The sequence below is a fragment of the Bosea sp. NBC_00550 genome, assembly GCF_026020075.1.
Lineage (GTDB): Bacteria > Pseudomonadota > Alphaproteobacteria > Rhizobiales > Beijerinckiaceae > Allobosea.
This window is the reverse complement of the sequence record NZ_CP102772.1, coordinates 4,210,191-4,222,783: the sequence shown is the minus strand read 5'-3', so window position 1 is coordinate 4,222,783 and position 12,593 is coordinate 4,210,191. Positions and strand designations below refer to the sequence as shown.

Genomic DNA, 12,593 nt, shown 5'->3' with positions numbered 1-12,593 from the left:
CGGAACTGTGGGATTCTTGAGGCGTTCCGTCCGTCACCTCGCCAGGAGCCTACGCGATGACTTTTGGGCAACCCCGTCTCCTCCTTGCCCTTGCCGCCCTCGCTGGCCTGGCAAGCATGTCCACCCCTGCGCTGGCCCAGTCGAGCGAACCGCCGACAGGCCGGCTGTCCTGCACAGTCAGCGGCGGCCTGGCGCCGGTCGTGACGGCGCAGAAGCCGATGGAGTGCCGTTTCCGCCCCCGTCGCGGACCCCTGCAGCACTATACCGGCATCGTTCGGAGCTTCGGGCTCGACCTCGCCTCCGTCCGCAGCGCCGCGCTGGCCTGGCGCGTCTACGGCCCCTATGCGCGTGCGCCGCTGGGAGCGCTCGCGGGCCAGTACAAGGCGACAGGCGCAACGCCCGGAGCGGGAGGCAACACCCTCGTGGGCGGCGACAACAACGCGGTGACCCTGCAGCCGCTGCCTTTCCAGGGCAATCGCGGCATCAATGTCGCTGTCGGCGTCACCAGCTTCGAGCTGACGCTCGTCGCTCCCGGCCGGCGGCGCTAAGCTGAAGGCAAAAAAGACCCAAGATTACGTTTTGCTAACCCTGACTTGGCAAATTCGATTCAAAATCGAGGCTTTTCGGGCCTTACTGAGCGAGAGCAGGAACATCGCCAATCCTATGACGTTATCGAGCCGTGCTGGGATTGCAGTGAGTGAGAAGCCGGTCAATGGCTGATATCCGCGTTCTGATCGTCGAAGATGACCCGTTCATCGCGATGGACATCGAAAGTGCCGTCGCAGAACAGCTCGGCGCCGATGCCGAGCTGATCGTGGTCGAATCCGTCGCAGAGGCGAGACGTGCCGCGTCTCGCCAGCTTTCCTGTGCCCTGCTCGACATCGATGTCGTCGGGGGGAAGACCTTCGAGGTCGCGAGCGCGCTCCAGCAGACCGGAACGCCGTTCGCGTTCGTGTCGGGTTCCGCTCCGCATGAGGTGCCGGCGCCGCTGCGGAATGCCCGCTTCCTGCGCAAGCCCTTCTCGATCCGGGAAGTCGCAGCTTTCGTCGTGAGCGCGATAGAGCCCGCTCCCGACGAGACCGTTCAGGGTTAGCGTCAGGCCGAGGCTGGCGGGGTCTCCCGCTTCGGAAAGATCACCCTGATCCGTGTTCCCGGACGTTCTCCTGCTTCAGCATGCAGCGGCCGGCTCATCATGCTCGCCCGCATGCTGCGCAGCAGGCTCGCGATCACCGTCTGCCCAAGCCCCTTGTTCTGAGCTTCGGCCGGGAAACCGACGCCGTCATCCTCGATCGTCATGGCCAGGACCGGCACGCCTTCCACCTCATCCTGGGCAAGCCGGATGGTGATGCATCCCGACATGCCGTCGGGAAAGGCGTGCTTGATCGCGTTGGTCACCAGTTCGTTGACGATGACGACGAAGGACACCGCATCGCGCCCGGGAAGGCGGATCGACTCCATGTCGAGATCGATCCGGATCGGGCGGCCTTCCGCAGCCTTGCCGATCTCGGCCAGCAGGTCCTCCATATAGGGACGCGCATCGATCTCGTCGGTCTCGATGTCGAGGCGCAGGCGGCGCTGGCCGGCCGCAATCGCCTGGATGCGGGACTGCGCCTGCGCCAGCGCGGCCTTGACCGCGGGCTGCCGTGTCTGCCGGCTTTGAACATTGAGCAGGGCCGAGACCATGGCCAGGTTGTTGCCGACGCGGTGATTGACGTCGCGCAGCAGCGCCTCGATCCGCAGGCGCTCGCTCTCGAGCTGGCGGGTGCGCTCGCCGACGATCTGTTCGAGCTCGGCGTTGCTGACCGCCAGCGCGGCGGTGCGGCGCTGGCGCCGGCGCAGCTGCTGCCAGGCCGCGAAGGCGAGCCCTGCGAGCGCGACGACGATGCCCGTGCTGCTCCAGAGCCGCCTGCGCTCCTCACGCCGATAGAGCGAGAGGAGACGGGTGTTCTCGGCCTGCTGGATCTCCTGCACCGTGTCGCGCAGCCGGTCCATCGCCGCAATGCCGCCGGCATCGCGCACGAGCGCGATCGCCTCCTCACGGCGTCCGGCCCGCTCCAGCGTGATCGTGCGATCGAGTTCCTCGAACTTGATGCCCATATCCTGACGCAGCTTCGCCACCTGCGCCTTCTGGGCCGGATCGGCATCGACAAGCGCAGCCAGGATGTCGAGTTCGGGGCCAGCCGTCGCCCGCCCTTCGGTGAAAGGCTCGAGATAGCTCGGCTGGCCGGTCAGGAGAAATCCACGCTGACCCGTCTCCGCATCGCGGAGGCGGCCGAGAAAGCGCTCCGCGCGTTCGCGGATCTCGATCGCATGCGAGACAAGATCCGCCGTGCGCCGGGCCTGCTGATTGATCAACGCAGCCACGATCACCGCCACGGCGACGACACCGATCGAGATGATCGTAGTCGTTGCCGAGCGGAGCCGTGTGCTGAAGGCCGGAAGGGCCGGAAGCGAGAAGCGGCTACGGGGCCTCACCTGATCGGACATGCCAGCCTTGTTAAAGGACGCATGCCGACATCCCTATGTAAAATGACACGGCCCGTCCACCGCCATGGGCGCCTCGGATCAAGCCTCTTCGTCGTCCTCTGCCCCGCCGGCGACGATCTGACGGCCGAGAATTGCGCCAAGGACGACGATTCCGCCAGCCAGGGCCAAGCGCCAGCTCATGCGCGAACCGATCAGCTTTGCGGCGAGGGGGGCGGCGGCGAGCGCAGCCGTCGCGGCCGGACGAGGCGGCCTGCGTCGGCCCTTGACGTAAAGCGCGATGCAGAAGGCGAGGAGTGCCGTCGCAAACAAGCCGCCAGCGATCCAGAGGCTTGCGGCAATCCCCCCGTAGCGAAGCATCAGCATCGTGTGCAGGGCATTGAGCGCGTAGCCGCCGGCGCAAAGCACCAGCAGCGCCGCCAGGCCGAACAGGCCGTAGACGATGACATTGCGCTTCACCGCGCCGGAGATTTCCGAAGCGATGAAAGATCCGATCCCCCCGAACATGATCAGCGCGCCGACAGGAAGCCGACGAACAGCCCGACCGCCGCCGCCAGCCCGAGCGCGCGCAGCGGCCGCTCGCGGATCTCGTCCTCGATCAGCTTTTGCAGCTCGGTCGCCTGCTCCTTGGCGATGTCGACCATCTTGTCGGTATCCACGCCAACGGCGCGCAGGCGCTCGCCGACGGTCGCGGCGATATCCTCGGCGCTGCGCGTCAGCGTGTCTTCCAGCGCGCTCGCCTGGCGCTTGGCGCGTGCTCCGGCGCTGCGTGCCTCCGCAGCGACATCCTCGGCGCCGCCTTCGACCTCTGCCTTGGCTCGCTTGGCGGCAGCAGCCGCCTGACGTTTCGCGGATGTCGTGGTTGCCATGACGATGAGTTCCTGTCGCTGTTGAATAGGGAATGGTGCCGATGCAACGTCGCCGCCGCAAGGGGCACTGCCTGTGTCGCAACGCGTCCACTCCGGTTCTGTTCCGGGCGCGGCACTCAGGCGGCCTGTGCCTCCGGCTTCTCTTCCGCGTCGGCCTTGGCCTTCTCGCGGCGGTAACGCGCGAATTCTTCCTGCGCCACCATGGCCACGATGACGATCGGGGTCGAAAGCACGGCACCGATCGGTCCCCATAGCCAGAGCCAGAAGATGAAGGAGATGAAGACGAGGAAGGGAGAGATCGTCAGCCGGCTGCCGACGAAGACCGGAGTGATCGCGTTACCCTCGAACAGATGGAGGACGTAATAGGCCGCAGCCGGCCAGAGCGCGGCGAGGAGCGACGGAGCGTCCAACAATGCGCCCGCCAACAGCAGGACCGCGACGAAGATGGGTCCGATGAAGGCGAGATAGTTGAGCATGAAGGCGAGCGCGCCCCAGAACAGCGGAAACGGCAAGCCGGCGATCCAGGCGATGGTCATCGTCAGGAAGCCCATGCCGAGATTGATGATCGTCACCAGGCCGAAATAGCGCGCTACCCGCTCCTCGATCTCCTCGAAGAAAGAGCCCGCGGACCGGCGCGCGCCGCGGCCGAGGCAGAGCCGGAGTACGCGAGCCTTGAGATGGCGGCGCGTCGCCAGCCAGAAATAGACCGTCGCGACGAAGATCAGCATGCCGCCGGCGGCCGCCGAGGACGACATGGCGATGTCGAACAGGGGATTCCCCTGGGAAACGCTGAGCTCGGCACCCTTGCCGGTGATCGAGGCGACGCCGCGCTTGAACTCGTCCATGAAGGCGAAGACGCCGGCCAGCTTGGCCTGCAGCGCCGCCATCATCGCCGGCGCCTGGTCGCTCCAGCCCGCCACGGGTACCGCAAGTATCCCGATCCCGCCGAGAAGCAGGCCGACGAAGAGCAGCATCACCAGCGCCGCGGCCGCCTGTTGCGGCACATTGTGCCGGACCATCCAGTCGACGAGAGGCCCGAGGACCAGGCCGAAGATCACCCCCGCGATGACCGGCATGGCGATGACCTTGGTCAGCGCGAGCGAGGCCGTCGCCAGGATGACGAAGATGCCGACGATGGCGTAGCGGACGATGAGGTCATGCTCGTAGGGTGTGACCTCTTCGGTCTCGTCCACCGGTTCCGTCTCCGCCATGTAACGCGGAAACGGCCTCCAGGCCGATGAGCTGAGCATGATCCTGCTTCCAACGCGCGACCCGCGCCCCCCTGGCGCGCCGGGAATGTTAACGCGGGAATGGTCAGCCCGGTTCCGGCCGGCTCAGTGTGCCTCGTCCCAGTTGCCGGCGGCGCGGGCCTCGACGGCGAGCGGCACGCGCAATTGCACGGCGGGATTCGGCGCGTCGACCATCACCTTCTCGATGATCGGCAGCGTCTTCTCGACCTCTTCCTCCGGCACCTCGAAGACGAGCTCGTCATGGACCTGCAGGAGCATGCGGGCGTTGAGCCGGTTCGCGGTCAGGGCCGAATCCATGCGGGTCATCGCACGGCGGATGATATCGGCGGCCGAGCCCTGGATCGGCGCGTTGATCGCCTGGCGCTCGACGAAAGCTCGCTCCGACGGGTTCTTCGAGGAGACCGCCGGGAAATGGCAGACGCGTCCGAAGATGGTCGTGACCTGGCCATGGGCGCGCACATGGGTCTTGGTCTGGTCCATGTAGTCGCGGATGCCGGGGAAGCGTTCGAAGTACTTGCGGATATAGGCGCTAGCCTCCTCGCGGCCGATGCCGAGCTGGTTGGCGAGGCCGAAGGCCGAGATGCCGTAGATGATGCCGAAATTGATCGCCTTGGCGCGACGGCGGACCTCGCTCGGCATGCCCTGGACGGGCACGCTGAACATCTCCGAGGCCGTCATCGCATGGATGTCGATGCCATCCGCGAAGGCCTGCCTGAGCTGCGGGATTTCGGCGATATGCGCGAGCAGGCGCAATTCGATCTGGCTGTAATCGGCCGAAACGAGCTTGAAACCCTTCTCCGGCACGAAGGCGGTCCTGATCTTGCGCCCGGCCTCGGTACGGATCGGGATGTTCTGGAGGTTGGGCTCGGAGGAGGAGAGCCGGCCCGTCGTCGTCGCCGCCAGCGCATAGGAGGTGTGGACCCGGGTGGTCTGCGGGTTCACATAGGCCGGCAGCGAGTCGGTATAGGTCGATTTCAGCTTGGCGAGCTGGCGCCATTCGAGAATCTTCGAGGGCAGAGGGTGGCCCTGCTCGGCAAGGTCTTCCAGCACGCCGGCGCCCGTCGCCCATTGGCCGGTCGCGGTCTTCTTGGCGCCTGCTAGCCCCATCCGGCCGAACAGGATGTCGCCGAGCTGCTTGGGACTGCCGATGGTGAACTTCTCGCCTGCGAGCTCGTAGATCTCGTCCTCGAGCCGGGCCAGCCCCTGCGCGAAATCGCCGGAAAGCCGCGACAGGATCTGCCGGTCGATGGCGATGCCGCGGCGCTCCATCTTGGCGAGGACCTCGACCATCGGCCGTTCCAGCACCTCGTAGACCGCCGTCTTCTTCTCGGCTGCGAGGCGCGGCTTCAGCGCGAGCCAGAGCCTGAGCGTGACGTCGGCATCCTCGGCGGCGTACTCCGTCGCGCGGTCGAGCGGCACCTTGTCGAAGGTGACCTGCGCCTTGCCGGTGCCGGCGACCTGCGAATAGGGGATCGTCTCGTGGCCGAGATGGATCTCCGAGAGCTTGTCCATGCCATGGCTGTTGATGCCGGCATCGAGCGCATAGGAGATCAGCATCGTGTCCTCGACCGGGAACACGGTGAGACCGTGGCGCTCCAGAATCAGCAGATCGTATTTCAGGTTCTGGCCGATCTTGAGCACGCCGGCATCGGCCAGCAGCGGCTTCAGCGCCGCGACGGCCTGCGCCAACGGGATCTGATCGGCGAGCACCCCTTCGTCGAACAGGCCGCCATCGCCGCCGCGGTGCTGGAGCGGGATGTAGCAGGCGCGGCCCGGCGCGACCGCGAGCGAGATGCCGACGAGGTCGGCCTGCATCGCGTCGAGCGAATTGGTCTCGGTGTCCACAGCGACATGGCCGGCCTCATAGGCCCAGCCGATCCAGCGTTCGAGATCGGCAAGCGTGCGCACGCATTCATAGGTCGAACGGTCGATCTTCGCCGCGATCGCCTCGTTCTTGCGCGTGGCGGCGAGATCGGCCGGCTTCATCCAGCCGGCTTCGCCGCCGGTAGCCTCGGGCAGGGTCGCCGAGGCGGACGGCGTCGCCGTCGTCACGGCCGAAACGGCATCCTCGATCGCATCGGCGCCGACATAGAGCGCCTTGAGCTCCGCCGCGCGCGAGCCGCCCGGGGCCAGCGCCGGGTCGGCGTCGATCGCGCCGATATCGGCCTCATAGGCCTCGGCGACGCGCTTGGTGATGGTGGTGAATTCCATCGCCTTGAGGAAGGCGACGAGCTTCGCGGGGTCCGGCTGCTCCAGCGTCAGGTTTTCCAGCGGGGTCTCGACCTTCACATCGTCGACCAGCGTGACCAGCTTGTGCGAGATGCGGACCTTCTCGACCACCTCGGGGTTGGTCAGCGTTTCCCGGCGCTTGGGCTGCTTGATCTCGCCGGCGCGCGCCAGCAGGGTTTCGAGATCGCCGTATTCGCCGATGAGCTGAGCGGCCGTCTTGATGCCGATGCCGGGCGCGCCAGGCACGTTGTCGGTGGCATCGCCGGCCAGCGCCTGCACATCCGTGACCTTGTCGGGCGTGACGCCGAAATACTCGACGACCTCGGGCTCGCCGATGCGACGCTCGGCCCGGAAGCCCGCGCCCTTCTTCTGGTCGCCGGAGGCAGGGTCGTACATCGCGACGCCCGGCCCCACGAGCTGCATCAGGTCCTTGTCGGCCGAGACGATCAGCACCTCGGCGCCGGCCTCGCGCGCCTGCTTGGCATAGGTCGCGATCAGGTCGTCGGCCTCGTAGACATCCTGCTCGACCGGGATCAATCCGAAGGCGCGGACAGCCTCGCGCATCAGCGGGAATTGCGGGATGAGATCGGCAGGGGGTTCGGAGCGGTTGCCCTTGTAGGCCGGGTAGATCGCCTTGCGGAAGGAGTTCTCCGACTTGTCGAAGACGATGGCGAGGTGCGTCGGCCTGACGCCGAGCACGCCCTCGCGCACGAACTGGAAGAGCTTGGTGGCGAAGAGCCGGACCGCGCCGGAGGGCAGCCCATCCGAGCGGGCATTGTATTTCCGGTCCTGGTTGATCGACTGGAAATAGGCCCGGAAGATGAAGTTCGAGCCGTCGACCAGGAAGAGGTGGTCGCCGGGCTTCAGGGCAGGGGCGGTCGTGGCTGTCTCGCTCATGGCGCGGACCATAAGCGGGCCTGCGCTGGCGGTCCATGGCGGCAGCGCGTCGTTGTGCACGAAGCTGTCAGGAATGGCAGCGCCCAAGCCGTCATCAACTCAGTTTGTTTTGGTCTCTGACGCGGGCATTTGCGATGACGATGATGCGTCGCATGATTGCGGTGAGAGCGACGATTGGCTTTTTTCCGTTTGCGATGAGGCGTGTGTAGGCGTCGCGCATGGCGGGGTCGTGCCTTGCGGCGGCCATTGCGGGCATGAACAGGGCGGCCTTGATTTCGGCCCTGCCGCCTCTGGTTGGGCGGTAGGCGTCTCGACTGCCGCTCTGGTTTGGATGAGGAGCCAGGCCTGCGAGTGCGGCGGCCTGGCGCCGGCTGATGCGTCCGAGCTCGGGCATGAGTGCGATGAGGGTGGCGGCGGTGGTCGTTCCGATGCCGCGGATGGAGCGCAAGGCCTGCTCGCTTCTGTCGGTGCGGGCGATGGTGCGCAGGGTCTCGGCGATGGTTTGCGCCAGGGCGGCGATCTGGGCTTTGAGGCAGTCGTGCAGGGCCTGGAGCGGGGCTTTGACCGGTTCGATGCCGGGAGCGTTGAGCCGGTTGGTGCAGGCCGTTCTCTGGGCGACGAGATCGGCTCTGGTCCGCACCAGGACCTGGAGGCGCTCGCGTGCCGGGGCGGGCGCCTGCCAGCGGATCAGCCGAGCGTGGCGCTCGGCGCCGTAGCGGGCAAGCGCCCTGGCATCGAGCGCATCGCTCTTCCCGAGCGTCCCATAGGAGCGGATGAAGGCCTTGACCTTGCGGGCATCGGCGCGATGGGCCGGGCAGCCGGCTGAGACGAGCGCCGCCAGCAGGGCGTCCTCATAGCCGCCCGTCGCCTCGCAGACGACGAGGCAGTCCGGGCCGAGCCCGGCTGCGAAGGCTGCCAGGGCCGAAGCCTCGTTAGGGAGACTGCCGAGGGTGTCGCCGCGGCTGTCGAAGACGACGATCCCGGCCTTGCCGACATCACAGCCGAGGAAACGGGAGGGTTCAGGGACCGTGGTGCAAACCGGCATCGGGAGCTATCCTCGAAGGGCTTGTGATTGTCTGCGGGCGTTCGGCTCATGCGAAGAGGCCCTGGCAACTCACCAAGCGTGACAAGGAAGCGACCCGCAACCTCGATGACGACGGGCGAAAGCCCTGGCTCGGGACGGTCGACGAGTCGCGTCTGGTCCGGCCGGCCAGCCGGACCAGACATCCCGCTCACGCGGAACAAAACCTCAATACCCCATCACAAACAGACAATGCTCGGGCTTGACCCGAGCATCTCAGGACGAGGAGACCTGCGAGCCTCTTCCGGCAAGAGATTCTCGGGTCCGCGCGAGGCGCGGCCCGAGAATGACGCGCCTTACTTCACGATCGCATCGATCTCCGCCAGATCCTCTGCCGTCAGCGCCCAGTCCGCAGCCTTGACGTTCGCCGCGACCTGCTCGGGCTTGGTCGCGCCGGCGATGACGCTCGATACGACGGGCTGCGCCGCGAGCCAGGAGAAGGCCAGCTCCACCAGCGAATGGCCGCGCGCCTCGGCGAAGGCGGTCAGCCCCTCGATGCGGCGCCAGTTGTCCTCGCTGAAGATCTCGTCGGCGCGCTGCGGCAGCTTGGTCAGGCGCGCGCCTTCCGGCATCGCCGCGCCGCGCTTGTACTTGCCGGTCAACGCGCCGTTGGCGAGCGGGAAATAAGGCAGCAGCCCCATGCCGTAATGGGCGATGGCGGGGATCAGATCGGCTTCGGCGCCGCGCTTCAGCAGGCTGTACTCGTCCTGCGCCGAGGCGAAGCCGGGAATGCCGATGTCGCGCGCCGTCCAGTGCGCATCGGCGACCTGCCAGGCGACGACGTTCGAGCAGCCGACATAGCGAACCTTGCCCTGGCGGACGAGATCGTCGAGGGCTCGCAGCGTCTCCTCGATCGGGGTCAGCGGATCGGGCCGGTGGAGCTGGTAGAGATCGATCCAGTCGGTCTTCAGGCGCCGCAGCGAATCCTCGACGGCATTCATGATGTAGCGGCGCGAGCCGCCCTTCTTCACGCCCTCGGCATCCATCTCCATGCCGAACTTGCTGGCGAGCACGATCTGCTTGCGCCGCGCGCCCAGCACCTCGCCCAGCGCCGTCTCGGAGCCACCACGCTCGCCATAGATGTCGGCGGTGTCGAACAGGGTGATGCCATGCTCGATCGCGGCATCGACGACCTTGCGGGTCGCGTCGAGATCGATGCGCCCGCCGAAATTGTTGCAGCCGAGCCCGACGAGCGAGACGCGCAGGCCCGAGCGGCCGAGATTGCGGAATTGCATGGCGATGATCCTTCCCTGAGAGGCGGGCAGAGGACCAGAGCGGGCGGGGAGAGACAATGGCGCCCGATGCAGGGCGGACACGCAGCAGCCGAACGGGCGGTTTCCCGCCGCGGCCAGATCAGGCAGGCGTCAGCCAGCCCGTCCGCGCGAGGACGAGGCGGGCAAGTTCGGTCGGCGAATGCCCGTCCGTGTCGATGACGAAATAGCCGTCGACAGCTTCGCTCGCCATGCGGCTGGCCTGACGCAAGCTGCGCTCGATCTGGGCATCGCGACCAGCCCCCTGCTCGCGTCGGTCGAGGCGCGCGAGCAGGGTCTCATTGCCGGCACGCAGGCGCACGACCGTGATCTGCGCATCGGGGACGGCGGCGCGAATCCAGCGCCTGTCGAAATCGACATGGAGCATGACGCCCGACATCAGCAGGCGCCAGTGCCCAAGGGCGCGATAGGTGCCCCAAAGGGCGGCCAGGTTGAGCTGGCTGACATCGCGGGCGCCGAGCGCCAGCGGCGCCAGATCCTCGGCACTGGGCTTCGGGAAGACGCGATCGAGCTCGTCGGTCTCGATCGCGGCATAGGCGATGCCGGCCGCGGCCAACAGATCGCCCATTTCCCAACACAGCGTCGATTTCCCGACACCGGCCGGACCGGTGATCAGTAGAATCTCGACCGGAGTATCGACCAAACTGGCGATCAGGCCACTTCGGCCTTCTGCTTCTGCGAGCGCTTGCGCTCGTTCGGGTCGAGGATGCCCTTGCGCAGGCGGATCGACTTCGGCGTGACCTCGACGAGCTCGTCATCGTCGATCCAGGCCAGCGAACGTTCCAGCGTCATGCGGATCGGCGGGGTAAGGCGGACCGCCTCGTCCTTCGACGTCGTGCGGATATTGGTGAGCTTCTTGCCCTTGAGCACGTTCACCTCGAGATCGTTCTCGCGGGTGTGCTCGCCGACGATCATGCCCTGATAGACCTTCCAGCCGGGCTCGATCATCATCGGGCCGCGATCTTCGAGGTTCCAGAGCGCGTAGGCGACAGCCTCGCCGGTCTCCATCGCGATCAGCACGCCGTTGCGACGGCCGCCGATCTCGCCCTTGTAGGGCAGGTAGTCATGGAACAGCCGGTTCATGATCGCTGTGCCGCGCGTGTCGGTCAGCAGCTCGCCCTGATAGCCGATCAGGCCGCGGGTCGGAGCGTGGAAGACCAGACGCAGGCGATTGCCGCCCGACGGACGCATCTCCAGCATGTCAGCCTTGCGCTCCGACATCTTCTGCACGACGACGCCGGAATGCTCCTCGTCGACGTCGATCACGACCTCTTCGATCGGCTCCAGAAGCTGGCCGTCCTCGCCGCGCTTCAGCACGACGCGGGGACGGGACACGCCGAGCTCGAAGCCCTCGCGGCGCATCGTCTCGATCAGGATGGCGAGCTGCAATTCACCGCGGCCGGAGACGACGTAGCTGTCCTTGTCGGAGGCTTCCTCGATCTTCAGCGCGACGTTGCCCTCGGCCTCCTTGAACAGGCGGTCGCGGATGACGCGGGTCGTGACCTTGTCGCCTTCGGTGCCGGCAAGCGGGGAATCGTTGACCATGAAGGTCATCGACACCGTCGGCGGATCGATCGGCTGCGCCTTGATCGGGGTCTCGATGCTAGGGTCGCAGAAGGTGTCGGCGACGGAACCCTTAACCAGGCCCGCGATCGAGACGATGTCGCCGGCGACGGCCTCCTCGATCGGCTGACGCTCCAACCCGCGGAAGGCGAGAATCTTCGAGATGCGACCGGTCTCGACGACCGAGCCGTCACCCGAGAGCACCTTGACGGTCTGGTTCGGCTTGGCCGTGCCCGAGGTCACGCGGCCGGTGATGATGCGGCCGAGATAGGGGTTCGCCTCCAGCAGCGTGCCGATCATGCGGAACGGGCCTCCCTCGACGGTCGGCTCCGGCACATGGGAGAGGATGAGGTCGTACATCGGAGCGAGGCCCTGATCCTGCGGGCCTTCCGGCGAATGGGCCATCCAGCCCTGCTTGCCCGAGCCGTAGAGGATCGGGAAGTCGAGCTGCTCGTCGGTGGCGTCAAGCGCGGCGAAGAGGTCGAAGACCTCGTTGATGACTTCGGTGACGCGCGCGTCGGGCTTGTCGACCTTGTTGATCGCGACGATCGGACGAAGGCCGAGCTTCAGCGCCTTGGAGACCACGAACTTGGTCTGCGGCATCGGGCCTTCGGCCGCGTCGACCAGCACGATGGCCGAGTCGACCATGTTCAGGATGCGCTCGACCTCGCCGCCGAAATCGGCGTGGCCGGGGGTGTCGACGATGTTGATGCGCGTATCCTTCCAGACGACCGAGGTCGCCTTGGCCAGGATGGTGATGCCGCGCTCCTTCTCGAGGTCGTTGGAGTCCATCACGCGCTCGATGACGCGCTGGTTGTCGCGGTAGGTGCCGGACTGCTGCAGCAGCTTGTCGACGAGGGTGGTTTTGCCGTGGTCGACGTGCGCGATGATCGCGATGTTGCGCATGGACATGCGTGAGGGCCTTGCTTTCAAGGCCACGAGCCGGTCA

11 protein-coding genes are annotated in these 12,593 nt (G+C 66.6%); 2 read left to right on the top strand and 9 right to left on the bottom strand.

What is annotated here, in order from left to right; all coding sequences use genetic code 11:
* Positions 1–116: 116 nt before the first annotated feature.
* A complete protein-coding gene (locus NWE53_RS20300) occupies positions 117–548 on the top strand; it encodes a DUF992 domain-containing protein (protein ID WP_265051160.1) in 432 nt (143 codons plus the stop codon).
* A gap of 164 nt (positions 549–712) precedes the next feature.
* Positions 713–1,093, top strand: a complete 381-nt coding sequence (locus tag NWE53_RS20295) for a response regulator (RefSeq protein WP_265051159.1) — start codon at positions 713–715, stop codon at positions 1,091–1,093.
* Positions 1,094–1,095: 2 nt separating this feature from the next.
* Here NWE53_RS20295 and NWE53_RS20290 read toward each other — a convergent pair whose 3' ends face one another.
* From NWE53_RS20290 to typA, 9 genes are all read right to left on the bottom strand, one after another.
* On the bottom strand, positions 1,096–2,487 hold the full coding sequence (locus tag NWE53_RS20290) for a sensor histidine kinase (protein WP_265051158.1): 1,392 nt from the start codon (positions 2,485–2,487) through the stop codon (positions 1,096–1,098).
* 78 nt (positions 2,488–2,565) lie between these two features.
* Positions 2,566–2,991: a hypothetical protein gene (locus NWE53_RS20285; protein WP_265051157.1), complete on the bottom strand. Its 426-nt coding sequence runs from the start codon at positions 2,989–2,991 to the stop codon at positions 2,566–2,568.
* A gap of 2 nt (positions 2,992–2,993) precedes the next feature.
* Positions 2,994–3,353, bottom strand: a complete 360-nt coding sequence (locus tag NWE53_RS20280; RefSeq protein ID WP_265051156.1) for a DUF883 C-terminal domain-containing protein — start codon at positions 3,351–3,353, stop codon at positions 2,994–2,996.
* A 116-nt stretch (positions 3,354–3,469) separates the two neighbouring features.
* Positions 3,470–4,546, bottom strand: coding sequence for an AI-2E family transporter (locus NWE53_RS20275; protein ID WP_265051155.1), 1,077 nt, complete (start codon positions 4,544–4,546; stop codon positions 3,470–3,472).
* 141 nt (positions 4,547–4,687) lie between these two features.
* A complete protein-coding gene (gene polA, locus NWE53_RS20270) occupies positions 4,688–7,729 on the bottom strand; it encodes a DNA polymerase I (protein ID WP_265051154.1) in 3,042 nt (1,013 codons plus the stop codon).
* A gap of 94 nt (positions 7,730–7,823) precedes the next feature.
* Positions 7,824–8,774, bottom strand: coding sequence for an IS110 family RNA-guided transposase (locus NWE53_RS20265; RefSeq protein WP_265050007.1), 951 nt, complete (start codon positions 8,772–8,774; stop codon positions 7,824–7,826).
* Positions 8,775–9,106: 332 nt separating this feature from the next.
* Positions 9,107–10,045 carry an aldo/keto reductase gene (locus tag NWE53_RS20260; protein ID WP_265051153.1) on the bottom strand — a complete coding sequence of 313 codons (939 nt, stop codon included), beginning with the start codon at positions 10,043–10,045 and terminating at the stop codon, positions 9,107–9,109.
* A gap of 118 nt (positions 10,046–10,163) precedes the next feature.
* Positions 10,164–10,724 carry an ATP-binding protein gene (locus NWE53_RS20255; protein ID WP_265051152.1) on the bottom strand — a complete coding sequence of 187 codons (561 nt, stop codon included), beginning with the start codon at positions 10,722–10,724 and terminating at the stop codon, positions 10,164–10,166.
* An 8-nt stretch (positions 10,725–10,732) separates the two neighbouring features.
* A complete protein-coding gene (gene typA, locus NWE53_RS20250) occupies positions 10,733–12,556 on the bottom strand; it encodes a translational GTPase TypA (protein ID WP_265051151.1) in 1,824 nt (607 codons plus the stop codon).
* Positions 12,557–12,593 lie beyond the last annotated feature (37 nt).

What these genes read in the sequence shown, in the direction of transcription:
- NWE53_RS20300 (WP_265051160.1), top strand. Translation starts at nt 117, where the DNA reads ATGTCCACCCCTGCGCTGGCCCAGTCGAGCGAACCGCCGACAGGCCGG.
- NWE53_RS20295 (WP_265051159.1), top strand. Translation starts at nt 713, where the DNA reads ATGGCTGATATCCGCGTTCTGATCGTCGAAGATGACCCGTTCATCGCG.
- NWE53_RS20290 (WP_265051158.1), bottom strand. Translation starts at nt 2,487, where the DNA reads ATGTCCGATCAGGTGAGGCCCCGTAGCCGCTTCTCGCTTCCGGCCCTT.
- NWE53_RS20285 (WP_265051157.1), bottom strand. Translation starts at nt 2,991, where the DNA reads ATGTTCGGGGGGATCGGATCTTTCATCGCTTCGGAAATCTCCGGCGCG.
- NWE53_RS20280 (WP_265051156.1), bottom strand. Translation starts at nt 3,353, where the DNA reads ATGGCAACCACGACATCCGCGAAACGTCAGGCGGCTGCTGCCGCCAAG.
- polA (WP_265051154.1), bottom strand. Translation starts at nt 7,729, where the DNA reads ATGAGCGAGACAGCCACGACCGCCCCTGCCCTGAAGCCCGGCGACCAC.
- NWE53_RS20265 (WP_265050007.1), bottom strand. Translation starts at nt 8,774, where the DNA reads ATGCCGGTTTGCACCACGGTCCCTGAACCCTCCCGTTTCCTCGGCTGT.
- NWE53_RS20260 (WP_265051153.1), bottom strand. Translation starts at nt 10,045, where the DNA reads ATGCAATTCCGCAATCTCGGCCGCTCGGGCCTGCGCGTCTCGCTCGTC.
- typA (WP_265051151.1), bottom strand. Translation starts at nt 12,556, where the DNA reads ATGTCCATGCGCAACATCGCGATCATCGCGCACGTCGACCACGGCAAA.